The organism is Microbacterium sp. KHB019 (assembly GCF_037285405.1).
Lineage (GTDB): Bacteria > Actinomycetota > Actinomycetes > Actinomycetales > Microbacteriaceae > Microbacterium.
The window spans coordinates 742,716-766,672 of the sequence record NZ_JBBDHF010000002.1; the positions used below are offsets into that span (position 1 = coordinate 742,716).

A 23,957-nucleotide genomic window follows, 5' to 3' on the forward strand; every position below is an offset into this window, starting at 1 on the left:
CTGGACGAAACTCTGCTCGAGGACGATCAGAGATCGAGTCATGGACGATCGGAGACTCGTGTCATCGCCGTGGTCCGCATCGCGTGGTGTCTCACCCGAGACATCCCGGCTGATCATCGAGCGCGCACACGAAGAGCTCGTCGCCGGCAACCTCGACGACCGGCGTCTCGAACAGGTGCGGCCGCTCGTCCGCGATTCGTGGGAGCGGTCACGGCGGCAGAAGGTCGGCGCGGATGGTCTGCCTCCACTCGCGCTCACCGCAGAGGACCTGGAGCACTATCGACTCGAGCATCCGCTCGCCGGGGTCATGGAGATGATCCGTTCACTGCTGCTGCCGGGGGATCCGGCGGAGTCCGGGGTGATCGTGGCGGTCGGAGACCACGCCGGGCGCCTGCTGTGGGTCGAGGGTGACCTGCACACGAGGGTGATGACCGGCGAGATGGGCTTCGTCGCGGGCGCGAACTGGTCAGAGGATGCCGTGGGCACCTCTGCGCCCGGTACCGCTCTGGCGCTCGGCGAATCGGTGCAGATCCACCAGGCCGAGCACTACAACAGGCTCGTGCACCCCTGGTCGTGCACCGCGGCCCCGGTGTTCGACCCTGAGACGCGGCGGATCCTCGGTGTCATCGATGTCACCGGCGGGCCCGAGGTGGCGACGCCGCAGGCGCGTCTGCTCGTGGATGCCACGGCTCGCGCGGTCGAATCAGAACTGCTCGTCGGCCGGCTTCGGGCACGTGCGACTCCGACACGATCGCCGTCGGCACGAGCCGCGTCGGCACGACCCGCGGCGAAGCACACCTCGCCGATGCGTGCGACGTTGCGCGTGCTCGGGAGGGATCGGGCACGGCTCGAGACGGCAGGAGCGGGTGCCGCCCTCGAACTCAGCGCGCGGCATGCGGAGATCCTGCTCATGCTCGCCGTGCACCCCCACGGCGTTTCGGCCGAACGGCTCGCCGAGCTCGTCTACGGCGACGGGGCATCCCCCGACACGCTGCGCCCGGAGATGGTGCGGCTGCGCAAGGCGCTGCAGGGTTCGGCGCCCGCACTGGTGCCGGAGTCCCGACCGTATCGACTCACCGCGGGGTTGGAGACCGACGCCCAGAACATGATCGCCCTCCTGAATCGCGGTGCGCACCGGGTCGCGCTCACGACATACGCGGGGCCGGTGCTTCCCGAGTCGAGGTCGCCGGGCGTCGAGGAGGTCCGCGCCACGGTGCGCGCAGTTCTTCGTGAGGCGATGCTCACCGAGGCGAGCATCGACGTGCTGCTGACCTACGCCGACATCCCCGAGGGCGCCGAAGACGAAGAGGTGCTGCAGCTGTGCCTCGAGATGCTGCCGGCGCGCTCGCCGCGGCGCGCGGGGCTCGTCACCCGCATCGAGCGGCTGCAGAACAGCTGACTGCAACCATCCGCAACGTTGTGCATCGGCGTGCAACGTCCGGAGTCCTATCGTCGACGCACAGCCTGCAGCGACGCCGCTGCGACCCGTCGAAGGAGACAGTCATGACCATTGTCGAAGAGATCGCGTCCACCGCATATGCCGCGCCGGGTACGGCGGGCGCCATCGCGGACTATCGCCCGCGCTACGGGCATTACATCGGCGGAGAGTTCGTCGATCCCGTCAAGGGGCAGTACTTCGAGAACGTCAGTCCGGTCAACGGCAAGCCCTTCACCGAGGTCGGGCGCGGTACGACCGAGGACATCGACCGGGCGGTCGACGTCGCCTGGAAGGCGTTCGCCGGTTGGGGCAAGACGAGTCCTGCCGAACGCTCCGTGATCCTCAACAGGATCGCCGATCGCATCGAGCAGAACCTCGAGCGCATCGCCGTCGCCGAGACGTGGGAGAACGGCAAGCCGGTGCGCGAGACGCTCGCCGCCGACATCCCCCTCGCCGTCGATCACTTCCGCTACTTCGCCGGGGTCCTCCGCGCACAGGAGGGCGGCATCAGCCAGCTCGACGAGAACACGGTCGCGTACCACTTCCACGAGCCGCTCGGCGTGGTCGGCCAGATCATCCCGTGGAACTTCCCGATCCTCATGGCCGTGTGGAAGCTCGCCCCGGCGCTCGCCGCAGGCAACTGCGTCGTCATCAAGCCGGCCGAGCAGACTCCGGCATCCCTGCTGTTCCTGTTCGACATCATCGGAGACCTGCTGCCGGCCGGCGTCGTGAACATCGTCAACGGCTTCGGCATCGAGGCGGGTGCACCGCTCGCGCAGCACAAGCGCATCCGCAAGGTCGCTTTCACCGGCGAGACCACCACCGGTCGCCTCATCATGCAGTACGCCTCGCAGAACCTCATCCCCGTCACGCTCGAACTCGGAGGCAAGTCGCCGAACGTGTTCTTCGAGGATGTCGCGCGCTCCACGAACGACCCGTACTACGACAAGGCTCTCGAGGGCTTCACGATGTTCGCTCTGAACCAGGGCGAGGTGTGCACGTGCCCGTCGCGGGCGCTGATCCAGCGCTCGATCTACGACGGGTTCCTGGCCGACGGCCTCGATCGGGTCGGAAAGGTCGTTCAGGGAAACCCGCTCGATCGGACGACGATGATCGGCGCGCAGGCATCGAACGACCAGCTGGAGAAGATCCTCAGCTACATCGACATCGGCAAGCAGGGCGGTGCCAGACTCCTCACCGGCGGGGAGCGCGTCGACCTCGGCGGCGACCTGACCGACGGCTTCTACGTCGCCCCCACCGTCTTCGAGGGCACCAACGACATGCGCATCTTCCAGGAGGAGATCTTCGGACCGGTGCTGTCGGTGACGAGCTTCGACGGATTCGACGACGCGATCTCGATCGCGAACGACACGCTGTACGGTCTCGGTGCCGGCGTCTGGAGTCGCAGTGGAGACACCGCGTACCGTGCGGGCCGCGCGATCGAGGCCGGCCGCGTCTGGACCAACACCTACCACCAGTACCCGGCGCACGCCGCTTTCGGCGGGTACAAGCAGTCCGGCGTCGGTCGCGAGAACCACAAGATGATGCTCGACCACTACCAGCAGACGAAGAACCTCCTCGTCTCGTACGCCGAAGGCCCGATGGGCTTCTTCTGATCCGCCACGACTTCGGGCGGGTGCCGCCGCTGGCGCCCGCCCGAGACCACGCGAGGAGGATGACATGGTCAGCATCGGCACTTATCAGCGGGTCGCGGTCACGGATGCCGCGGCATCCCTGCTCCGGGATCTCACAGCGCAGCACGGCCCCCTCATGTTCCACCAGTCCGGTGGATGCTGCGACGGATCATCGCCCATGTGCTACCCGGTCGGGATGTTCCTGACCGGACCGAGCGACGTGCTCCTCGGCACGATCGATGCCGGGCTCGACGCGCCCATCGAGGTGTACATGTCCGAGTCGCAGTTCGAGTACTGGAAGTACACGCACCTCATGATCGACGTCGTTCCCGGCAGGGGAGCGGGCTTCTCGGTCGAGGGGCCGACGGGAATGCGGTTCCTCATCCGCTCCCGGATGCTCAACGATGCGGAGCTCGCCTACTTCGGGCTCGCGCCCACCGCCTGACGCCGAGGGTGGGGCAAGTCACCAGGCGTTAACGTGCGGATGCCAGCATCCGAATCCATGCGCAGCGCACAGGTCACCGCGATCCTCCCCGCCAAGGATGCCGCACCGTACATCGGCACCACGCTCGAGACGCTGCTGCGCCAGTTCGAAGACACCTCTGCCCTCAAGCTCGTCGCGATCGACGACGGCTCCAGCGACGGGACAGGCGACATCATGCGTGCGTACGCCGAGCGGTTCGCCCACGCCGAGGTGCTCGGAAACGCGTCGCCCAGCGGTCTCGCCACGGCTCGCAACCAGGGCCTCGCCCGTGTCGAGGGCGACGCCTTCTGCTTCATCGACGGCGACGACTGGATGCAGCCGCACCGGCTGCAGGTCCTCACCGAGAAGCTGCACGGGTTGGACTGCGACTTCCTGCGGACCGACCACGTCCGGGTGACCGGCCAGGAGCGCACTCTCGTGCGGGCTCCGCACCCGTGGCGCGGCGTCGTCGCCTCGCCGCGCGACGCGATCCTCCCCGCCGACGACAAGACCATGGTCGACTACCCGTTCGCGTGGGCCGGCATCCTCCACCGCCGCGTGATCGACGACGGGCTGGCCGCCTTCCCCGACGGGCTGTTCACCGCCGAGGACCGGCCGTGGATCTGGCGGCTGCACCTGCAGGCTCGGCGCTTCGCGGTCGTCGACGCCCCGGCGCTGCTGTATCGCCGCGGGGTCGCGACCTCGCTCACCCAGGTGCACGATCGCCGCCAGCTCGACTTCGCGCGCGCCATGGCGCAGGTGCTCGAGATCGTGCGGGCGGATGCCGAGGCCGAGCGCTTCCTCCCCAAAGCGGTGCAGACGGTCCTGGCCCTGAGCTCGCACCACATGGTGCGCTCGCGGCGCATGGACGCCGGGCTCCGCCGTGACATGCGCCGCAGCATCCGGGGCCTGCTCGCGACCCTTCCCGCCGACGACGCCGCGCGCGCCCTGCAGCGACTCGACGGATCGCGCCGCCGGGTGCTGGCGCGATCGCTGCGGAAGGCGGGGCGCACGACGTGACCGTCCTGTTCGCGCTGCACAGCGCCTACGGCCTGACCACCGCGGCCGCCGCCATCGACGAGGGGCTGTTCGGGGGCGACGGGCAGTGGGGCAGCGGCGAGCGGGTTCTCGTGCCGTTCAACTCCGCTCGGGTGCCGGAGACGACGGTCGGCATCGACGCCCACGCCGGGCTGGCTTCACTGCGCGTCCGGTTCGATCGGGTCGAGTCGCTCGACGCGCTGCTGCAGCCGCGGCATCCGAGCTCCTGGGCACCTCCCGCCGACGAGTTCCCGGTCCTCCGCCGCCTGCTCGAGCGCGCATGGAACCTCGACGACGACCTCGAACTGTGCGTGCAGAGTCCGCAGGTCGCGCCGGCCAGCACGTTGATGGCGCTGTTCCCGAACGCGCGCCTGACGATCATCGGCGACGGACTCATGACGTATTCGCCGATCCGCGTGCAGCTGCCCCGTACTGTCGTCGCGCGCATCGGTCGCGTGGTCTACGCCGACGTCGTCCCCGGCGTCGAACCGCTCGTGTTCCGGGAATCGGGGGCCGCGCGGACGCCGGTGCCGGCCGCTCGCTTCGCCGCAGCACTTGAGGAGACCGCACTCGCTGAGACCGGGGGATCCGACCCCGAGCTCGACGCGCTCGCCGACGGCACGCCGTCTGATGAACGAGGCACCGCGCTCGTGCTCGGGCAGTATCTCGCAGCCCTCGGCCTCGTCTCGTCCGACGAGGAAGTCGGGATGCAGCAGGACATGATCGACGCGGCGCTGCAGTGGAAGCCCGCCCGCATCGTGTTCAAGCCGCACCCGTCGGCGCCGCCCGCGCTCACCGACGCGGTGCGCGAGCGCGCGGAGAGCCATGGCCTCGACTTCGTCGTCTACCGCGGGCCGGTGCCGGCCGAGATCGTCGCTGAGCGATTGGATGCCGTCGGGGTCGTCGCCGGGTTCTCCACCGCCCTGCCGACCATCCGCGCTCTGTACGGACGGCCGATCGCCTCGGTAGGAACGCGCCGGATGCTGCGCGGTCTGAGTCCCTTCGAGAACAGCAATCGCGTGCCGACGACGATCGTGGATGCTCTGACCAGAGCCGATTCGCCGTACGCGTCGCCGGAACGGCTGCAGCTGCTGACCGACGCGGTCGGCTACGCGATGCAGCCGAAGATCGCGGCATCCCTGCGTCCCCGCGCCGAGGAACTGCTTCGTTCGATGCCGCAGATCGAGCGCGACCGGTACTTCGACCCGGCGCGGCTGGCAAAGCTGCGACTGCCCGGTGCTCCGGTCGAGAGCCTGCCCCGACGCATGCTGCGCTCGGCCGGGGGAGTGGGTCGCGTCGAGGAGCTGCGCCTGACGATCCATGGCGCGCGTCGTCGCGCAGCCCGAGCATGGAAGGCGGTGCGCGGGCTATGACGCACGCACTCACGGTCGCGATCATCCCCGCGCGCGGGGGGTCGAAGGGCGTTCCGCGCAAGAACCTCCGTCTGGTCGGCGGAGTGCCGCTCGTCGAGCGCGCCGTGCGGGCGGCGGCCGCGGCATCCAGGATCGATCTCGTCGTCGTCACGACCGATGATGCCGAGATCTCCGCGGCGAGCACCGCAGCGGGCGCGATGGTCGTCCAGCGCCCTGCGGGCCTCGCGGGCGACGAGGCATCCTCCGAGAGCGCGCTGCTGCACGCGATCGACGCGCTCGAAGCCGACGGTGAGACCGTCGGCACGGTGGTCTTCGTGCAGGCGACCTCGCCGTTCATCCCCTCAGCCGGGATCGACGAGGCGGTCTCGCATATCCGTGAAGACCGATACGACAGCGTCTTCTCCGCGTTCGAGACCTACGGGTTCCTGTGGCGTCGCGACGAGCACGGACATGCCGAGGCGATCAACCACGACGCCGAACACCGCCCGCGGCGGCAGGATCGCGAGCCGCACTACCTCGAGACCGGAGCGTTCTACGCCTTCACAGCGGCAGGGTTCCGCGCGGCGGGGCACCGCTTCTTCGGACGCATCGGCATCGTCGAGGTACCGGAGCGCACCGCGATCGAGATCGACGACGAACAGCAGCTCGCTGTGGCATCCGCCATCGCCGCACTCGATGAGCCGTCCGTCGATGCAGCCCAGCCGGAGTCGATCCCTGCGAAAGCGATCGTCACGGACTTCGACGGCGTCCACACCGACGACACCGCCTTCGTCGACAGCGAGGGGCGCGAGTTCGTCCGGGTCAGCCGCGCGGACGGCATGGGCGTCTCGCGGCTGCGCCGGACCGGCATCCCGATGCTCATCATCTCGACCGAGACGAACTCGGTCGTCGGCGCTCGAGGGCGCAAGCTGCGGGTTCCCGTTCTGCAGGCGATCGACGACAAGGCAGCAGCGCTCTCCGAGTGGGCGGGCGAGCAGGGCATCGCGCTCGACGACATCGCCTATCTCGGCAACGACGTCAACGATCTCGGGGCGATGGCCATCGTGGGCTGGCCGATCGCCGTCGCCGACGCCCGCCCGGAGGTGCGCGCTGCCGCCCGCGTCGTCCTGTCGCACGGCGGCGGCGATGGGGCGGTGCGCGAGCTCATCGAGCGCGTTCTGCTCGCCGACCGGCCCCGGTAACCTCCGCGTCTCGCGCCGTTCAAAGTCGGGGCGTACCCAGGAGAGATGGGGCATTTCCGGCCTCAGGCCGTACGACAGGAGGCGACATGACCGTCAGCATCGGCTCACACGTGATCGGCGGGGGCCGCCCGGCCTATGTCATCGCGGAGATCGGCCTGAACCACAACGGCGACGTGGAGATCGCGAAGCGTCTCATCGACGTCGCGGCGAACGCGGGCGCGAACGCCGTGAAGTTCCAGAAGCGCACGCCCGAGATCGCGACACCGGAGCACATGCGCGACGTCCAGCGGGAGACGCCGTGGGGCACGATGAGTTATCTGGACTACCGCCGCCGCGTGGAGTTCGGGCGCGACGAGTACATCGAGGTCGGCGATTACGCCACGATGCGCGGACTCGACTGGTTCGCCTCGCCGTGGGACGTGCCGAGCGTCGAGTTCCTCGAAGAGCTGAACGTCGTCGCGCACAAGGTGGCTTCGGCATCCCTCACCGACACCGAGCTCCTCGAGGCTCTTCGCGAGACGGGCAAGCCGATCATCCTCTCGACGGGCATGTCGACGATGGATCAGATCGATCGCGCGATGGACGTCCTGAACACCGATCGCGTCATCCTCATGCACGCGACGTCGACATATCCGATGGAGCCCGACGAGGCGAACATCCGCATGATCTCCACGCTGCGTGACAGGTTCGCCGGCGTGCCGATCGGATACTCCGGTCACGAGCGAGGGTTGCAGATCTCGCTCGCAGCCGTGGCGCTGGGTGCCGTCGCCGTCGAACGGCACATCACGCTCGACCGCACGATGTGGGGCTCCGACCACGCGGCTTCGCTCGAGCCCGGCGGGCTCGAGCACCTCGTGCGCGACATCCGCATCATCGAGACCGCGCTCGGCGACGGCGTCAAGCGCGTCTTCCCCGGTGAACAGGCGCCGATGGCGAAGCTGCGGCGGGTGGGCGCCTGAGCTCATGAACCCAGAGCCGCGCGCTTCCGAACTTCGAGTCGTGGCGATCGGCGATGCCGACTCCTTCGTGAAGTGGTCGGCGTCGTTGCTGGACGCCGTGCCTGGCATCCGCCGTCACATGCTGCTCGTGCGCACGCCGCTCACGGTCAGCCGCGAGCAGGAGCACATGGCCCTCGCCGGCACGAGCTTCGGCGGTGAATCGGTCACGAGGCTCGGCTTCGACGAGGTTCGCGGCTGGCTGCAGGGGCACCTGCCCGATGTCGTCGTGCTCGCCGGCCGCGGGCACTTCGTGCGGCTGATAGCACGGGTGATCGACCGTCTTCCGCAACGACCGGTGGTCGTGAGCGGACTGCCGGGGATGTCGATCCCGGCCTTGCGCGGTGCGCTCGAGTACCGTCGCGAATCCGATCTGCTCGTGCTGCACTCGCACCGTGAGATCCGGGCCTTCGAGGCTCTGGCCGATCGGCTCGGCATCGTCGTTCCGACGGCCCTCGCGACCCTGCCGTACGCGCGCACCGCGTCAACGGCGAGCGCTCTCTCCCGTTCGCGCGCGGGAGCCGTGGATGCCGTCGGCTCCGGCGCGTCGGATCGCGATCAGCGGATGCCGCGCGGCGGCCTTGCAGTCGCCGAGCGCGAGCGCCGAGGCACCGATCTGATCTTCGCCGCGCAGGCTCTCGTCCCCGCGGAGCGCCATGAGCGCGAGGCGCTCGTCGACATCCTGCGCCGGGCGGCAGCGGCCAGACCGAACCGGCGCGTGGTCGTCAAACTTCGGTCGCGGCCAGGAGAGGCCGAGACGCACCTCGAGCGCGATGCCTACGCCGAGCTGCTGGCGAATCGGCCGGCGAACCTCGTCTTCTCGTACGAGCCGATGGCTCTTGCGCTCTCCCGTGCCGAGGGACTGGTCACGGTCAGCTCGACCGCGGCCGTCGAGGCGATCGCGCGCGGCATCCCGGTCATCGCCCTCAGCACGTTCGGGGTCGAGAAGTCGCTCCTGAACACGGTGTTCGTGGGCAGCGGTCTGCTCGGCGACGCCGACGACGTCGTCGCGCGGCGGTTCCGGCATCCCGAGGCCGATTGGATGCACGACAACTACTTCCATGCCCCGCATGAGTCGGACTGGTGGAGCCGCGTTCAGGAACTCGTCACCCTCCGCCGCGGCGGGGCGCTGCCGGCGAAAGTCGTGCCCACCGGACGCGGCGGTGCGCTGCGGGCGGCGTGGCACCGCAAGAGCGTGCTGGGCTCGGAGGACCGCTCGGTCGCCGGCACTCTCGCGCTCGGCATCGGAGCACCGCTGGTCGACGGCATCCTCGGGATGCGCCGTGCGCGCGGCCGTGCGGGCGAGGACACCTGGGCAGACATCACGACGGACTACACGCTCGAGCCGCGTCCGCAGAAGGACCCCGTCCGCCGCTGAGCCCAGGCGGTGCTGGGCGCTACGCGCCCGATGGGAGAAGGATCTCTCGGCTTCCGGAGCATCCGGACCCGCGAAATCCTTCTTCGCTGGGAGGAACAGGGAACGCGAGCGTTCAGCGGTTGATCTCGTCGGAGTCCCAGTGGAGCGACGAGCTCTCGCGGATCGGCAGCGCTTCGATCGCGGGGTCCGCGCAGATCGCACGGACCAGCTCATGAGACCCGGCCACGACCGTCGAGTCGAAGTCGATCTCGCTCACCATCACCCATGCGCGGTCTTCGGGCCACAACAGGCTCAGTGGTTGATCGCCCCATGGCGCCCGGCTCTGCCACTCCGGGTCAGCGAAGTCCGACAACGAACTGGAGAACAGCACGTGACCGCGGTCGGGCAGTTCGAGTCGGGCGCCCTTCGAGATCTCGTCCGATAGGACGCCGGGCTGCCAGGTCGCGCGCTGAAACGGGTTCTCGAACGGATTGCGGAAGCTCTGCCGCAGCACCTGCTGATGAACCTCGTCGTCACTGAACGAGAGCGATGCTTGAGACGGCCCGGTGCCCGTGTACCCGAGCATCCCGCCCCAGCCTTCCCAGGCCGCCGCGACACAGGAGTCCGGCGTCGTAGTGTGCGTCGAGAGATGGTCGACGAGGCGACTCAGGATGCTGGCATCCAGTGCGCCCTCCAGAGGAGCTGCGAACTCGCGACCGTCCGGAGCGATGCGCGAGTGCCAGTCGCCGTCGGAGGGGGTGCGGACCAGGTGCTGCCAGGATGCCTGTGCATGCAGAGTCGTGCCGAAGGCCGCCGCCGCGTCGGCCCACGTGGCGGGATGCTCGACAGCATCCGGCGCGCGATGGACAAACCCAGGATGGAACACCCGCGCATACGCCTCGTACCCGTGCGGAACGAAGTGGTGCATCGACCAGTCGTCGTCGAGGCGCGCACGCAACCAGTCGCCGACCGAGACGTCCGAGATCCACTCCATGCCGACCACGGTACCCGCCGCCCCCAGCGGGCGTAGCCTGGGCGCGTGACGGTGCTCATCGCGTTCCTCGCCAACGTCCTCGTCGCGATCGCCAAGACGGTCGCGGCGATCATCACGTCCTCAGCGTCCATGGTCGCGGAGGCCGCGCACTCGTGGGCGGATGCCGGCAACGAGATCTTCCTGCTCATCGCCGACCGGCAGGGCGGCCGCAAGAAGGATGAGCGCCATCCCCTCGGCTACGGCCGCAGTGCGTTCGTCTGGTCGCTGATCGCCGCCTTCGGCATCTTCACCGCCGGCGCGATCGTGTCGATCATGCACGGCATCCAGGAGCTGGCCTCCGATGAGCCGGTCGAGAGCCCGGTGATCGCGTACATCGTGCTCGGTATCGCATTCGTCCTCGAGGGCGCGTCGTTCACGCAGGCGCTCGTCCGCTCGCGGCGGCTGGCGCGCGAGCGGGGATCGTCGACGTGGGACTTCGTGATCCAGACGAGCGACACGACGCTGCGTGCGGTGTTCTTCGAGGATGCCGCTGCGCTGATCGGTCTGGTCCTTGCCGGCGGATCCATCGCGCTGCATGAGGTGACGGGCGAGGCGGTGTGGGATGCGGTGGGCTCGATCCTCGTCGGCATCCTGCTGGCGATCGTGGCCGTCCTGCTCATCGGCCGGAATCTCGCTTTCATCGTCGGCACCAGCGCATCGCCCGAGCTGCGCTCGCGCGTCGGGCGGGCGCTGCTGGAAGCGCCGGCGATCGAACGCGTCACCTACCTGCACATCGAATACGTCGGCCCGAACCGGCTGTTCATCGTCGCCGAGATCGACCTTTCCGGCGACGAACGCGAGCACGACGTCGCTCGCCGGCTGCGCGAGGTCGAGCGGCAGATCGAAGCGCACGAGGTGGTCGAGACGGCCGTCCTGTCGCTGTCGGTCGACGACGAGCCGTCGCTGGAGTTCGGCGGCGCAGCGCTCGACTCCACAGCCCCGTTCGCGACACGCCCGGATCTGAAGTAGACTGTTGTGGTTGTCTGCCCACCGAACCGCACTCTGCGGCGCGAAGGGCTGGCACGTGCACACACCCTCCTGCTTCCGAGAAAGTCTCGGAAGCCGTTCAAGTCCGAAGGAGGTGGGTAAGTGACGCACCAGTACGAACTCATGGTCATTCTGAACCCTGAGATCGACGAGCGCCAGGTTGCTCCCACGCTCGACAAGTTCCTGAAGGTCATCACCAACGATGGCGGTTCAGTGGACAACGTCGATGTCTGGGGCAAGCGCCGGCTCGCATACGAGATCCAGAAGAAGAACGAGGGCATCTACGCCGTCGTCAACTTCACCGCTACCAGCGAGGCCACGCAGGAGCTCGACCGTCAGCTGAAGCTGAACGAGCAGATCATGCGCACCAAGGTCCTCCGCGCTGAAGAGGCACAGGCGATGATCGCGTCTGAGGCCAAGCGTTCCGAAGAGAAGGCTGCCCGCAAGGCCGCCAAGGCTGCGAAGGCCTGAGTCTCATGGCCGGCGAAACCGTCATCACCGTGGTGGGAAACCTCACGGCCGACCCCGAGCTGCGTTACACGCAGAACGGGCTGCCGGTGGCGAACTTCACCATCGCATCGACGCCGCGAACCTTCGACCGTCAGGCGAACGAGTGGAAGGACGGCGAAGCGCTGTTCCTCCGTGCGTCCGTGTGGCGCGAGTTCGCTGAGCACGTGGCTGGATCACTGACCAAGGGCATGCGCGTCATCGCGCAGGGCCGCCTGCGTCAGCGCTCCTACCAGGACCGTGAGGGCAACAACCGCACGGCCATCGAGCTCGAGGTCGACGAGATCGGCCCGTCGCTGCGTTACGCGACCGCTCAGGTCACGCGCGCTGCTTCCGGCGGCGCAGGTGGCGGCGGCGGACAGCGTCCGGCTCAGCAGCAGCAGGTGTCGGAGGAGCCGTGGTCAACGCCCGGCTCGTCGACCAGTGCAGATGCCTGGAGCACTCCGGGCAGCTTCGGCGACGACACGCCTTTCTAAACAACTTCTGGATGCCACGGCATCCGCTCATTCACTAAGGAAAAACCATGGCTGGAAAGTCGAGCGGCGACCGCCGCAAGCCGCGGAAGGGTGGCAAGCCCACCGCTCCCGCGAAGTCGATCCGGGTTGGCGTCATTGACTACAAGGACGTCGCGACCCTTCGCAAGTTCATCTCGGAGCGTGGAAAGATCCGCGCCCGTCGTATCACCGGAGTCTCGGTGCAGGAGCAGCGTCTGATCGCCAAGGCGATCAAGAACGCACGCGAGATGGCTCTCCTGCCCTACGCCGGCGCTGGCCGCTAAGGGGTACGGAAATGGCAAAGCTGATTCTCACGAACGAAGTTGCCGGGCTCGGAAGCGCCGGTGACGTTGTCGAGGTCAAGAACGGGTACGCCCGTAACTACCTCATCCCCCAGGGCTACGCGACTGCGTGGACCCGTGGTGGCGCCAAGCAGGTCGAGTCGATCCAGGCCGCCCGCAAGGCACGCGCGATCCACGACCGCGACGAGGCTGTGGCACTCAAGGACAAGATCGAGGGCCAGAAGGTCCGCCTGACGGTCAAGGCCGGCAACGGTGGACGCCTGTTCGGCTCGGTCAAGACCGAGCACGTCGCCGACGCTGTCGAGGCCGCAGGCCTGGGCACGATCGACAAGCGCAAGGTGACCATCACCGCGCCGATCAAGTCGACGGGTGACCACGAGGCCACCGTGCGTCTGCACGAGGACGTCGTCGCCGTCATCACCCTTCAGGTCGTCGCCGCCAAGTAAGCAGCACGGCTCGACGGATGCCCCGAGGTCTTCGGACCCCGGGGCATCCGTCTTTTGGTGTGCGACGTGCGTCCGCTGGGGACGGACGATCGTCATCCGCTGATGGGGATCAGCCGATGACGTGACGTCGCAGCAGTCCGGCTCCGATGAGCAGCATCATCGCGGCGAGCAGGGCCGGGAGGACCGGGAGGTCCGAACCAGTCATGGCGAGCATGTCGCCGTCTGCTGTTGCGAGATTGCCACCCTGCCCGCTGGGGGCGGGGGCGGTGCCGGGGTTCGCGCCCGGAGTCATTCCGGGATCAGTGCCGGGGTCTGTGCCGGGTTCGGTTCCAGGATCGGTTCCCGGGTTTGTTCCGGGGTCTGTTCCGGGGTCGGTGCCCGGATCCGTTCCCGGGTCGACCGCTGGCACGTCGACCGTCGAGTCGCCGATCACACCCACGGCGTTGCCGCCGATCGTGATCGGAATCGAGATCGGCAGTGCCACCTGCGATCCACCGAGGATCGAGTCCGCACCGCCGGTGAGCATGCCGTCACCGCCGCCGGTGCCGCCGGTCATCGGAGCCGTCATACCTGTCGCCGCACTGGAGCCCAGCGCAGAGATGGCGTTGCCGGTCACTGTGACCGGTGCGGTGACCGGAGCTGCGATCTGCGTGCCGCTTGCGACGCCGTCGGTTCCGTCAGTGGCCGGCGCCGTGCCGCTCGCTTCGCCGGCCGGTGCGGTCGCACCGTTGTCGGTTGCGGTGCTTTCTCCGAGGACGGAGATCGCGTTCCCGGTTGCGTTCACCGGTGCGGTGACCGGGGCCACGGCCTGCGTGCCGCTCGCGACGCCGTCCATGCCTCCGGTGTTCGGCATGGCCGAGGTTCCGGTGCTCGGTGTGGTCGGCGCGGCGGTCGCACCGTTGTCGGTCGCGGTGCTCTCTCCGAGGACGGAGACCGCGTTGCCCGTGGCGTTCACCGGTGCGGTGACCGGAGCCATCGCCTGTGTGCCGCTCGCGACACCGTCGGTTCCATCAGTTGCGGCATCCGAGGTGACAGGGGTCGTGGAGACCGGTGCCGGCGACTCGCTCGCCGCCGCCACATCGCTCTCGCCGAGGACGGAGACCGCGTTGCCCGTCACGGTCACCGGCACGTTCACGTCGAGCAGCGCCTGCGTTCCGCTGAGCAGCGAGTCGGTGCCGGACGTCGTCACGGACGGGGTCGCGGGCGCCGCCGGTTCGTTGCTCGCCGGTGCGGCGGGGGCGTCAGCACTGGATGTGCCGAGCACGCTCACCGCGGTGTTGTCGATCGTCACCGGAACATCGACGGTGACCACCGCCTGGGTGCCGGATGCTGTGCCGTCAGCGCCGCTGGTCTGAGCCGTTGGCGTCGACGCGGCTGGCGCCGGGGCCGGCTGGGCTGCAGCGGGCGCCGGAGCATCCGCTGTGGAGGTCCCGAGCAAGGAGATCGCGTTGCCTGTGACATCGACGGGTACCGAGACGGGGATGAGCGCCTGGGTTCCGGAGAGGATGCTGTCCTCTCCATCGGTTTCGGCCGCGTTGGCCGCAGTTGCGCCGAGCAGGGTGATCCCGCCGGCGATCGCGACGCCCCAGAGGGCGCGCTTCACGAAGGTTCGCATGTTGATTCAACTCCTGACTGAAATGGATCCGGAACAGCGCGCGGGTGCGCGCCGATCATCTGTCACCCGCGAGGGATGACCGGACCCTGATCAGTCAGGAGAAGCGTCGGTCTCGGCGACCGGTGAACACGGCAGATCGTCGTCGACGTCGCCGAGGGCACGGTGCCAGGCGTGCAGCGCGTCGGCGGATGCGTCGCTCAGGCGAGCGGCATCACCCACTGACCCTCCGGGCGAGCCGGAGGAGGAGGACGATGGACCGCTGGTGATCCCCGGGGGTGCGTGAGCGGGGCCGGTCGGTCGGACGGGCACACCGGTGGCGTCAGGCTCGGCCGTGGACGTCGCCTGTTCGAAGGCCGGTGTCGCGTACCGCTCGACGAAGGCGGACGATGAGACGAGCACGGCGGTGGATGCTGTGACTCTCGACCCGTCCGTCACGGCATCCGCGCGCGGCGGCAGGTTCACAACCGGCGATTCCACGACGACGTCCGTGCCCGTATCCGCTCCCGGTGTTGAAGGAGCGGGAGGAACGACTGCCTCGACGGCATCCAGAACCGGAGGCACTGCATCTTCTACGGTGCTGCCGAGCGCTGCTGTCGTGGCATCCACCGAGCCGGCGATGTCGGTGACAGCATCCGGGAGGGCGAGGTCATCGACCAGATGCCCGACGATGGGCACGTCGGAGACGACTTCGAGCACGGGGTCGGTGAGCTGAGCGACGGGGGAGTCCTGGAGGGCATCCGTCAGCGGGGTCGTGACCTCCGCGACGGTCTCGGTGGTTGCTTGCGCGACCGGGGTGACGATCGGCGGGACCACGTCGCGGACGACGGGAATCGCCTGGACTGTCGCGGCGACCGTGTTCGTCGCGGGGGCGGCGACTGCCGGAACCGTCTTCGTGACGACGGGTGCCACCTTCTCGACGACGGTGGGGACCGTCTCCTTGACGACGTCGGAGACGAGGCCAGAACCGGCGCCGACAGTCGAGCCGATGAGCGAGGTCACGCCGTCCAGAGGTCCGTCCGCATCCTCATCGGCGTGCGCAGTACCACTGGAGACGAGAAGCGTGAGCGCGGCCCAGGCGAGCACGATGAACGCGCCCCAGCCGATACCGGTCGAGAGCCGACGCGTTGCTGTTGAGTTCACGTTCACCTCCCCCTCTGAGGAAACGTCGCGCCAGCATGCCGCGCGTGTTTGTCGAGACCATACCCATGGTTTCGAGGCTTGTCCAGGGGCCTTGATGGACGCCATCAGGGGGTGTACAGGGGTCGGACGCGCCCGAGAAAATTCCCTCTTGACTTCTCCCCAAGTTGTACACACCCCGCAGCGGCAGGGGAAACCTTCAATCACTGATTTAAGCAGGTTGCCATCCACAGGGTGGGGAAAAGGGAAATCGCAGGTAAGGGCACAAATAAAAGTCCAACATGAAAGCGCGCCACAGGGTTATCCACACCCGTTCTGCACAGACACTCCGAAGTTGTTCGCACCCTCTCCACAGAGTTATCCACAGGCCGTGTTGCATGGGGAAAACTCCGCTCTTAGCGTGGACGAGCGACGAGATGTCGGTGGTGTGTGGTTCGCTCGCAGTGGCCGCGGAACACTCCGTGGTCGCCTGGCCGGGGAACGCAGCATCCCTTGCCGTAACACCAGCCAGCCGCACCGAAGGGAGCCCCGTGTCGATAGCCGACATCTCGGAGGAGCGACTCGGAGGGCAGCGCAAGCCAGAACGCACCCCGCCGCACGACCTCCTCGCAGAACAGAGTGCCCTCGGCGGCATGCTCCTGTCGAAGGACGCCGTGGCCGACGTGATCGAGACGCTCAAGGGCGCCGACTTCTACATCCCCAAGCACGAGCTCATCTTCGAGGCGATCCTGTCGCTGTATTCGCACGGCGAGCCGACGGACGTCGTCGCCGTCACCGACGAACTGATCAAGACCGGCGAACTCGGCCGTGCAGGTGGCGCCGACTACCTTCACACCCTGACCTCGATCGTCCCCACGGCGGCGAACGCGGGGTACTACGCGAGTATCGTGTCGGAGCGCTCGATCCTCCGCCGCCTCGTCGATGCCGGCACGCGCATCGTGCAACTCGGCTACGACGGCCAGGGCGACGCGACGGACATCGTCAACAACGCGCAGGCCGAGATCTACTCGGTCACCGGCACCGAGACCGCCGAGGACTACGTCCCGCTCACCGTCGCCGTGGATGCCGCGGTCGAGGAGATCGAGGCAGCGAGCGGACGCGATGGCTCGATGACCGGTGTTCCCACCGGGTTCAAAGAGTTGGACGAGCTCACCAACGGCCTGCACGGTGGTCAGATGATCGTCGTCGCCGCAAGGCCGGCCATGGGCAAATCAACGCTGGCTCTCGATTTCGCTCGCGCCGCGGCGATCGGACACAACCAGCCCGCGATCTTCTTCTCGCTCGAGATGGGCAAGAGCGAGATCGCGATGCGTCTGCTCAGTGCAGAGGGCGCCATTCCGCTGCAGCACATGCGCAAGGGAACGCTCGACCCGCGCGACTGGACGACGGTCGCTTCGACGCGTGGCCGCATCAATGACGCGCCGCTGTACATCGACGACAGCCCGAACATGACGCTCGTCGAGATCCGCGCGAAGTGCCGCCGGCTCAAGCAGCGCGCGGGCCTCAAGATGGTCGTGATCGACTACCTGCAGCTGATGACGAGCGGCAAGCGCGTCGAGTCGCGTCAGCAGGAGGTCTCGGAGTTCTCTCGTGCGCTCAAGCTGCTGGCCAAGGAGCTGCAGGTTCCGGTCATCGCGCTGTCGCAGTTGAACCGTGGTTCAGAGGCTCGTCAGGACAAGAAGCCGCAGATCAGCGATCTTCGCGAGTCGGGCTCTATCGAGCAGGATGCCGACATGGTGATCCTGTTGCACCGCGACTCCGTCTACGACAAGGACGTGCGTCCCGGCGAGGCCGACCTTATCGTCGCCAAGCACCGTAACGGCCCGACCGCGACGATCAACGTGGCGTTCCAGGGCCACTACTCGCGCTTCGCGGATATGGCGCCCGGCGACTTCGGCGGCGGTGGTGTAGGGATTAGTTAGAAATGTCCATTTCGCAGATGAAATGTCCACGACTTGTCCATCTGGACATTTCGGAGCTCGGGCGGTCCCGCGTGTGAGTGCGTTCGACGCTGCGGTTGTCCAAGTCGCGAACTGGATGACGATCGTCGCTGGCGTGATCGCGATCATCGGAGTCGCCAGCGCATACCTGTCCCGCCCCCGCCTCGAGATCCGTCTGACGCACTCCGCCGAAGTCACTATCCACCTGTCTAACGCTCGTGGAGGGCGCCCGGTGAAGGACATAACAGTCAGTCAGTCGATCATGGATCAGCAGGGGCGCCCGCTTCGCGGTGACGGGCATCTGCCGCTCGTCAGCGCGTTGCACCGGGGTGAGTTTGCGGCAACTGAGCTCCAAGACCCTGACGAGTGCATTCACATGGATCCTCCGCGAGAGAAGGAGATCCGGTTCGATGTGAGGCCGGGGGAGATCGCTCTGATCCCGATCACGTGGCAATCAGCCATTCTGCCCTGGACGCGATCGGGCCGTCTTGTGATCTGGCGGCACGGCAGCGAGCCGAAGATGTTCAAGTGGAGCCGCACCTACCGCGCATACGAGCAGATCTACTCGCTCGGCTTCGAGCAGGAGGCTTACGGAGCTCTCCGGCGGTTGCTTGATCGAAGCTAGCGGGTATCTCTGTGTGGAAGCCGAACAAGACGCGAGCGGCCAGCGGCCTTTCGCCCTCGCCTGCCAGGATGCAAGAGTGACGCTTTTGCCAGCCATCCCGGCCTGCGCGGTGACGCCGGTTGCAACGTTGCTCGGTAGTGCGTTCCTCGCGGAGGTGGAGGGCAGAGCTTTCTTGCTGACCGCGGCGCATGTGCCGCTCGGCGAACATCCTACGGACGACTGGCACCGGTACGCGACGCACCTCATGCTTATCGTCGGGGCAGGGAGGGTCGGTCTCGACCTGTTCACGGGCGATGAGAATCGCGAGAAGCGTTTCTCGTTGCGGCGCAGAAGGGCGACGCGCAGCAACTGGAGACGCTCTTCGCCGACGACGTCGTGAGCTATTCCGACGGCAATGGAGTGAAGCTCGCCGCGCGGATCCCCGTGATCGGGCGCAGCCGGGTGGCGAAGTTCGTCGCGGCATTCGCGCATCACTTCTGGACGGGGAAGTCGATCGACTGGGTGCAGGTCAACGGTCAGCCGGCCGCCGCTCTCATCGAAGACGGCGCTGTGACCACTGTCGTGACGGTGACGACCTCGGAGGACGGCATTCTTCAGTTGCTCTGGATGATGAGTCCGCCGAAGCTCCAGCATGTCGCTGCAGCGACAGCATGAATCGCGGGAATCACCCGGCGTGGATGCGCCGGTGGCGCCGCGGTGCGTCAGGACGAGATCCGGTCGAGAAGTTGGCGCGAGCGCTCGCCGAGACGGACGCTGAGCGCGCTGGTGCGACGCTTCATCCTCGCGTGATCCTGACGATCGACAGCGGTGGCGAGGCGCAGGTCCCGCCGACCCCGATGAGAGGGCGGAACGCCGTCGCATTCGCTCTGGTGAAGCTGGTGACGCCAGGGACGTCTGTCGAGATGGCATCGATCAATGGGGCGTCCGGCGTCGTTCTCCGCCGCGGAGGGGTCGTCGTCGGTGTGGTCACGAGCGAGATTCGGGCCGGGTATCTGCGCAGCGTGTGGGTCGTATGCAACCCGCAGAAGCTGCGGCACTGGAATGGGGGTTGAGTGCACTGTCGCTGCTGATCGCGCTGGGGTACGGCGGAGTACGCGATGGCGATCTGAATCCAGCGCTCAGAGCACGATGTCGGCGGTGCCGTCGAGCACCTGCCAGTCACCCGGGCGCACGCCGCGCACGCTCAGCGCATCCGCCTCGGCGAGGGCGCCGAAGTCGAGCCCGGCGATCTCGGCGATGTCGCCGATCGGAACCTGGAACGTCCGGAACGCTCCCAGCGGGGGAACGGCGAGAACACCCTGCGAGGTGTCGACGAGCTCGGTCTGATCGAGGACGAACCCCGCAGCAGCCAGCCCTGATGGGCCCTGCCAGGCGGCGACCTTCCAGAACCTCAGCGGAACCCGGATGCCGCGGTATGGCGGATCGTCGTCGCCGAGCACCGGCGCCGTGAACACCGAGACCCGCTGGTCGGTCGCCTCGGCGTACTCGAGCACGTGGTCCTCGAGCCCGAGCCAGAGCTCCTTCGACTGGTTGAATCCGGCGGCCTGGGGCGCGGCGTTCGTGTAGAAGAACGTCGCCTCCGTGGCATCCCGAGCTTCCGCGGCGGTGCCCCAGCCCGGGTCGCGACGGCGCACGAGGTGGCCGCGGTCGAGGTCGTTGCCGGAGTACACGTCGGGGCCGGCCTGCTCGTCGGCATCCACTCGCGAATCGAGGCGCCAGTCGCCGGAGCGCGGCACCTCGCGCAGCTGCGCCCCGTCGATGTTCACCGCGGTGACGGCGGCCAACCGGCGCTCAGGGTCGAGCAGCACCGAGAACCGCGGATAGGCGAGGTCGCGCACGACGCCGCGCGGGCGGGGGAGCGGGACGGAGGTGGCCAAGAACTCGGAGTCGTACCCGTCGGTCATGCCTCCATCGTGCCCGAGACCACCGACGCCGTCAGCCCCAGAACTCTGCGAGTGCGGATGCCGCGACGCGTCCCTGCCGATACCCGGCCTCGGCCGCGGGCCGCCTGACCGACGGATCCATGAGGTCGTCGCCGAAAGCCGCGAGCGAGGACTCGTCGGGCAGGATCGTCGACACCGCGCTGCCCACCGCAAATTTGAGATCCTGGCGGTGACTGGGTCGACCTGACTAACGTCCCAGGATATCCAGCCTTCAAGATCGACTGCCGGTTCATTGCGACCCTTCCCCGACTCGTCGCGCAGCATTTCGGTGAGAACGAACTCGCCGGCGTCGCTCTGTACTAGTCTCAAGGCTCATCGCGTCAACCTCGCGGCGGCACCATACAACGACGGTCGTTTGTTACTTGGGCACGATGACCGTTTTCAACCCCTGGCCGCTCTCGACTACGGCGAGGGCGTCGGCGAAGCGCGAGAATGCGAGCGGTCACGAGCGGACTCAGCACGACGCGCCCCTGCCGGATGAGCTTGATCGCCCGCCGCCAGGACTCCGGGGTCGACGAGAACCCGCTGGAGACCCTCAGCTCCTTGACGAGCACCTGGTCGAACGGGAGTTGCACCTCGCGGCCGAAGATGCCGATCTGCACGTAGCGGGCGCCTCGTGCGGCGGCGCGCAGGGCGTCTGCCGCTCCGAGGGCGGTGCCGGAGCATTCGATCACGACGTCGAACGCCTCGTCTTCGACGGCATCCGTCGTGGTGCGGATGCCGAGGTCCTCGGCCACGGCGAGTCGTTCGGCATCCCGCGGAAGGCCGGCGAGGGTGACGTCGCCTCCCTGCACCCGGGCGACCTGCGCGGCGAGCTGCCCCATTGCACCGGGGCCGGTGACGAGGACCCGGTCGCCGGCGTCGACCACCGGCGGGTCCAGGAGGCAGTGGGCCACGCAGGCGAGGGGCTCGGTGAGCACGCCTTCGTACTCGTCGAGCCGGTCGGGGAGCGCATGCAGGTTGATGACCGGCATGACGATGTACGGCGCGAACCCCCCATTCTCGAACGACCCAAGGGACCTCCTGTCGCGGCAGAGGTTGCGGCGACCTGAGCGGCACATGTCGCACCGTTCGCACGTGGAGAAGTACGTCTCGCACGCCACCCTCGTCCCGACCCAGTGCTCGTCCTCCGGGGAGCCCGCCTCGGTGACGCGGCCGAGGATCTCGTGACCCATGACGACCGGAGCCTCGTACCCGAAGTCGTCGTGGGCGACATGCACGTCCGACCCGCAGATACCGGTCGCGACGACCCGCACCTTGACGAGTCCCGGCAGGGTGCCGGGGACCGGCACGTCGGCGACGACCACGTTCTCGACGCCTTCGCCGCGCTTCACCACCGCCCTCATCGTGTCGCTGGTCGCGGGCATGGTCGTGGTCATCGCTCTCTCCTTCGAAAGTGGTCGTGCGCCTGGCGCGGTTCACGGTGCGAGGGCTGCCATGACCTGTGCCGCGTGGCGGGTCACCGCGTCGACGTCCCCGGCTTCGGCGGCGCGGCGATCGATCAGCGTGCCGCCCAGGCACACGGCGTGGCACCCCGCGTCCCGGTACGACGCGACGTCGTCGACGGAGATGCCGCCGGAGACCACCCAGCGCACCTCGGGCAGCGGCTCCGACAGCGCCCTGATGTAGGCGGCCCCGCCGACGGACCCGATCGGGAAGATCTTCACGTGCACAGCCCCCGCGTCGAGGCACGCCTCGACCTCGACGGGGGTCAGCGCGCCCGGCACGGCGGGCACTCCGCCGCGGTGCGCCGCCGCGACGACCTCGGCGCGGATTGCGGGGCTGACGAGGAACTCGGCGCCGGCCCCGAGAGCCTGCTCGGCCTGCGCCACGGAGCGCACGGTCCCGGCTCCGACGGCGGCGCCGGGGGAGCGGCGCAGCTCGGCGATCACGTCGACGGCGCCGGGCACCGTGAAGGTGATCTCGATCGCATCCACGCCCGCCGCACGGACGCCGCGCCCGATCGTCAGGGCCTGCTCGGGGGTGGGGGCTCGCACGACGCAGATGATGCCTGCGGGCAGTGCCGTGTCGGGGGTCAGCCGGTCCATTCCATAGCCGTTCTGCTCGTGCGGAGGTAGGTGTCGTAGGTGTCGCGATCGGTGGCGGCAGGCTCGAGGTCGAGGAAGCGTCCGCGGAGGCGATCCGCCGCCGACCAGTCGCCGCCGGAGGAGGTGACGGCGGCGAGCATGGCGGCGCCGTACGCCGAGACGTAGGGCTCGGTGAGTACGGACAGCGGCTGGCCCAGCGCCGCCGCCTTCGCCGAGAGGCCGACGAGCTCCTGCTCGCCGCGACCCCCGACGCGCACGCCCGCGATCGAGGCGCCGGTGGCCGCCGCCGCCACCTCGAGGATATGACGGGCGGAGCCGCCGACGCCGTCGACGACCGCGCGCATGAACTCCGCCCGCCCGCAGTGCTGGTCGAGTCCTGCCACGACCGCGCGCAGATCGCTGCGCCACAGCGGCGCGCGCTCGCCATCGAGGTACGGCACGAACGACGGCGTGTGGGCGGGGTCGGCGGTCTCGGCGAGGGCGAGCGCCTCGTCGACCGGCAGCCCGAGGAGGGCCGCCGCCCACGCGATCGAGGCGCCGCTGGTCTGTGTCGGCCCGTAGACGATGGTCTTCGGCGCGATGCCGGCGGGCACGACGTACAGTCCCGCGGCGTCGACGTCCTCCCAGTCGCCCGTCAGACCGACAACGTCCGAGGTCCCGGAGATCACGAACGCGCCGGGGGCGGTCAGCACCCCGAGGGCGAACATGCTGGACAGCGCGTCCGACCAGCCGACGCTGACCGGGATGCCGTCGGGAAGGCCGAACGGCCGCCCGCGGGTCGTGCCCAGCGGCGCTTCCGGCCGCGCGATCGGCGGGCAGGTCGCGGCATCCCAGCCGGCCGCGGCCAGCACGTCGGGGATGACCTGGCCGCCCGGGACTCTGACCACGCCCTTCATCGACCACGGATCGGATGCCGCGTTCCCGGTCAGCAGCAGGCCGAGGTAGTCCTTGGGCTGCAGGAACCAGCGGGTGCGCGAGCGCGCCTCCGGATCGGTGTCGGCGAGCCAGCTCAGCTTGGCGGGCACCTGCGAGGCCGCCCAGGGGAGCGCGAACCCGAACAGCTCGGTCGAGCGCCCGAAGCGCGCCTCCAGCGCGTCGGCGTGCGCGGCGGACTTCTGCTCCTGCCAGGTGGAGGCGATCCGCACGGGGTCGCCGTGCTCGTTGACGAGCACGATCGTCGGCACCTGGCCGGTGACGCTGACGCCGGCGAGTCCGTCGTCGTGCGCGCACTCGGCGATCGCCTGCCGCGCGGCGTCGGCCCAGGCGCGGGTGTCCTGCTCCCCGACGCGGTCGACGCCGCGGTAGGGGATCGACGCACGTGCCCGCACGTCGCCGCCGGCATCCACGGCGACCGCCTTCAGAGAGGATGTGCCGACGTCCAGTCCGAGCCAGTAGGTCACC

The 23,957-nt window shown here is 68.5% G+C and carries 26 protein-coding genes; 18 read left to right on the forward strand and 8 right to left on the reverse strand.

The window, feature by feature from the left end; translation table 11 throughout:
• Positions 1–58 precede the first annotated feature (58 nt).
• The 8 genes from KHB019_RS09970 to KHB019_RS10005 all read left to right on the forward strand — a co-directional run bounded on the left by KHB019_RS09970 (position 59) and on the right by KHB019_RS10005 (position 9,500).
• Positions 59–1,399 (forward strand): GAF domain-containing protein, encoded by a 1,341-nt coding sequence (locus tag KHB019_RS09970; RefSeq protein WP_443193209.1) that lies wholly within the window; start codon positions 59–61, stop codon positions 1,397–1,399.
• A gap of 104 nt (positions 1,400–1,503) precedes the next feature.
• On the forward strand, positions 1,504–3,054 hold the full coding sequence (gene exaC / locus KHB019_RS09975; RefSeq protein WP_230102363.1) for an acetaldehyde dehydrogenase ExaC: 1,551 nt from the start codon (positions 1,504–1,506) through the stop codon (positions 3,052–3,054).
• A gap of 64 nt (positions 3,055–3,118) precedes the next feature.
• Positions 3,119–3,517 (forward strand): DUF779 domain-containing protein, encoded by a 399-nt coding sequence (locus tag KHB019_RS09980; RefSeq protein ID WP_230102364.1) that lies wholly within the window; start codon positions 3,119–3,121, stop codon positions 3,515–3,517.
• A 57-nt stretch (positions 3,518–3,574) separates the two neighbouring features.
• Positions 3,575–4,555, forward strand: a complete 981-nt coding sequence (locus KHB019_RS09985) for a glycosyltransferase family 2 protein (RefSeq protein WP_230102365.1) — start codon at positions 3,575–3,577, stop codon at positions 4,553–4,555.
• Complete coding sequence (locus KHB019_RS09990) at positions 4,552–5,946, forward strand: polysialyltransferase family glycosyltransferase (RefSeq protein WP_337458848.1); 1,395 nt, start codon at positions 4,552–4,554, stop codon at positions 5,944–5,946. The genes KHB019_RS09985 and KHB019_RS09990 overlap by 4 nt, the downstream gene beginning before the upstream one ends.
• The gene (locus tag KHB019_RS09995) at positions 5,943–7,127 is read left to right on the forward strand and encodes an acylneuraminate cytidylyltransferase (RefSeq protein ID WP_230102367.1); all 1,185 of its coding nucleotides are present in this window, start codon (positions 5,943–5,945) and stop codon (positions 7,125–7,127) included. The genes KHB019_RS09990 and KHB019_RS09995 overlap by 4 nt, the downstream gene beginning before the upstream one ends.
• Before the next feature lie 86 nt (positions 7,128–7,213).
• Positions 7,214–8,086, forward strand: a complete 873-nt coding sequence (locus tag KHB019_RS10000) for an N-acetylneuraminate synthase family protein (protein ID WP_230102368.1) — start codon at positions 7,214–7,216, stop codon at positions 8,084–8,086.
• 40 nt (positions 8,087–8,126) lie between these two features.
• Positions 8,127–9,500 (forward strand): DUF6716 putative glycosyltransferase, encoded by a 1,374-nt coding sequence (locus KHB019_RS10005; RefSeq protein ID WP_337458849.1) that lies wholly within the window; start codon positions 8,127–8,129, stop codon positions 9,498–9,500.
• Positions 9,501–9,612: 112 nt separating this feature from the next.
• Here KHB019_RS10005 and KHB019_RS10010 read toward each other — a convergent pair whose 3' ends face one another.
• Entirely contained in the window at positions 9,613–10,473 is an 861-nt protein-coding gene (locus KHB019_RS10010) for a hypothetical protein (protein WP_337458850.1), read from the reverse strand.
• 45 nt (positions 10,474–10,518) lie between these two features.
• Here KHB019_RS10010 and KHB019_RS10015 point away from each other — a divergent pair, with 45 nt between their 5' ends.
• From KHB019_RS10015 to rplI, 5 genes are all read left to right on the forward strand, one after another.
• A complete protein-coding gene (locus KHB019_RS10015; protein ID WP_230102371.1) occupies positions 10,519–11,481 on the forward strand; it encodes a cation diffusion facilitator family transporter in 963 nt (320 codons plus the stop codon).
• Between the two features lie 120 nt (positions 11,482–11,601).
• Positions 11,602–11,970 (forward strand): 30S ribosomal protein S6, encoded by a 369-nt coding sequence (gene rpsF, locus KHB019_RS10020; RefSeq protein WP_147038991.1) that lies wholly within the window; start codon positions 11,602–11,604, stop codon positions 11,968–11,970.
• Between the two features lie 5 nt (positions 11,971–11,975).
• On the forward strand, positions 11,976–12,482 hold the full coding sequence (locus tag KHB019_RS10025; protein WP_147038990.1) for a single-stranded DNA-binding protein: 507 nt from the start codon (positions 11,976–11,978) through the stop codon (positions 12,480–12,482).
• Positions 12,483–12,529: 47 nt separating this feature from the next.
• Positions 12,530–12,784 carry a 30S ribosomal protein S18 gene (gene rpsR / locus KHB019_RS10030; protein ID WP_071641238.1) on the forward strand — a complete coding sequence of 85 codons (255 nt, stop codon included), beginning with the start codon at positions 12,530–12,532 and terminating at the stop codon, positions 12,782–12,784.
• 11 nt (positions 12,785–12,795) lie between these two features.
• Entirely contained in the window at positions 12,796–13,248 is a 453-nt protein-coding gene (gene rplI / locus KHB019_RS10035) for a 50S ribosomal protein L9 (protein ID WP_230102372.1), read from the forward strand.
• Between the two features lie 109 nt (positions 13,249–13,357).
• Here the strand turns inward: rplI and KHB019_RS10040 are convergent, their stop codons facing one another.
• Positions 13,358–14,863: a chaplin family protein gene (locus tag KHB019_RS10040; protein ID WP_337458851.1), complete on the reverse strand. Its 1,506-nt coding sequence runs from the start codon at positions 14,861–14,863 to the stop codon at positions 13,358–13,360.
• Positions 14,864–14,953: 90 nt separating this feature from the next.
• Positions 14,954–16,003 (reverse strand): hypothetical protein, encoded by a 1,050-nt coding sequence (locus tag KHB019_RS10045; protein ID WP_337458852.1) that lies wholly within the window; start codon positions 16,001–16,003, stop codon positions 14,954–14,956.
• Between the two features lie 527 nt (positions 16,004–16,530).
• Here KHB019_RS10045 and dnaB point away from each other — a divergent pair.
• The 5 genes from dnaB to KHB019_RS10070 all read left to right on the forward strand — a co-directional run bounded on the left by dnaB (position 16,531) and on the right by KHB019_RS10070 (position 19,617).
• A complete protein-coding gene (gene dnaB, locus KHB019_RS10050) occupies positions 16,531–17,922 on the forward strand; it encodes a replicative DNA helicase (RefSeq protein ID WP_337458853.1) in 1,392 nt (463 codons plus the stop codon).
• Between the two features lie 115 nt (positions 17,923–18,037).
• Positions 18,038–18,565: a hypothetical protein gene (locus KHB019_RS10055; protein WP_337458854.1), complete on the forward strand. Its 528-nt coding sequence runs from the start codon at positions 18,038–18,040 to the stop codon at positions 18,563–18,565.
• Positions 18,566–18,641: 76 nt separating this feature from the next.
• Positions 18,642–18,944 carry a hypothetical protein gene (locus KHB019_RS10060; protein ID WP_337458855.1) on the forward strand — a complete coding sequence of 101 codons (303 nt, stop codon included), beginning with the start codon at positions 18,642–18,644 and terminating at the stop codon, positions 18,942–18,944.
• Entirely contained in the window at positions 18,941–19,219 is a 279-nt protein-coding gene (locus tag KHB019_RS10065) for a hypothetical protein (RefSeq protein WP_337458856.1), read from the forward strand. The genes KHB019_RS10060 and KHB019_RS10065 overlap by 4 nt, the downstream gene beginning before the upstream one ends.
• A complete protein-coding gene (locus tag KHB019_RS10070) occupies positions 19,216–19,617 on the forward strand; it encodes a hypothetical protein (RefSeq protein ID WP_337458857.1) in 402 nt (133 codons plus the stop codon). Before KHB019_RS10065 ends, KHB019_RS10070 begins: the two co-directional genes overlap by 4 nt.
• 66 nt (positions 19,618–19,683) lie before the next feature.
• Here the strand turns inward: KHB019_RS10070 and KHB019_RS10075 are convergent, their stop codons facing one another.
• The 5 genes from KHB019_RS10075 to KHB019_RS10095 form a co-directional block, all read right to left on the reverse strand.
• Positions 19,684–20,469, reverse strand: coding sequence for a DNA/RNA non-specific endonuclease (locus tag KHB019_RS10075; protein ID WP_337458858.1), 786 nt, complete (start codon positions 20,467–20,469; stop codon positions 19,684–19,686).
• Positions 20,470–20,500: 31 nt separating this feature from the next.
• Positions 20,501–20,656, reverse strand: a complete 156-nt coding sequence (locus KHB019_RS10080; RefSeq protein WP_337458859.1) for a hypothetical protein — start codon at positions 20,654–20,656, stop codon at positions 20,501–20,503.
• A 172-nt stretch (positions 20,657–20,828) separates the two neighbouring features.
• Positions 20,829–21,887 carry an alcohol dehydrogenase catalytic domain-containing protein gene (locus KHB019_RS10085; RefSeq protein ID WP_337458860.1) on the reverse strand — a complete coding sequence of 353 codons (1,059 nt, stop codon included), beginning with the start codon at positions 21,885–21,887 and terminating at the stop codon, positions 20,829–20,831.
• Positions 21,888–21,926: 39 nt separating this feature from the next.
• Positions 21,927–22,556, reverse strand: coding sequence for a bifunctional 4-hydroxy-2-oxoglutarate aldolase/2-dehydro-3-deoxy-phosphogluconate aldolase (locus KHB019_RS10090; protein WP_337458861.1), 630 nt, complete (start codon positions 22,554–22,556; stop codon positions 21,927–21,929).
• Positions 22,544–23,956 (reverse strand): xylulokinase, encoded by a 1,413-nt coding sequence (locus tag KHB019_RS10095; protein ID WP_337458862.1) that lies wholly within the window; start codon positions 23,954–23,956, stop codon positions 22,544–22,546. The genes KHB019_RS10090 and KHB019_RS10095 overlap by 13 nt, the downstream gene beginning before the upstream one ends.
• Position 23,957: the final 1 nt, after the last annotated feature.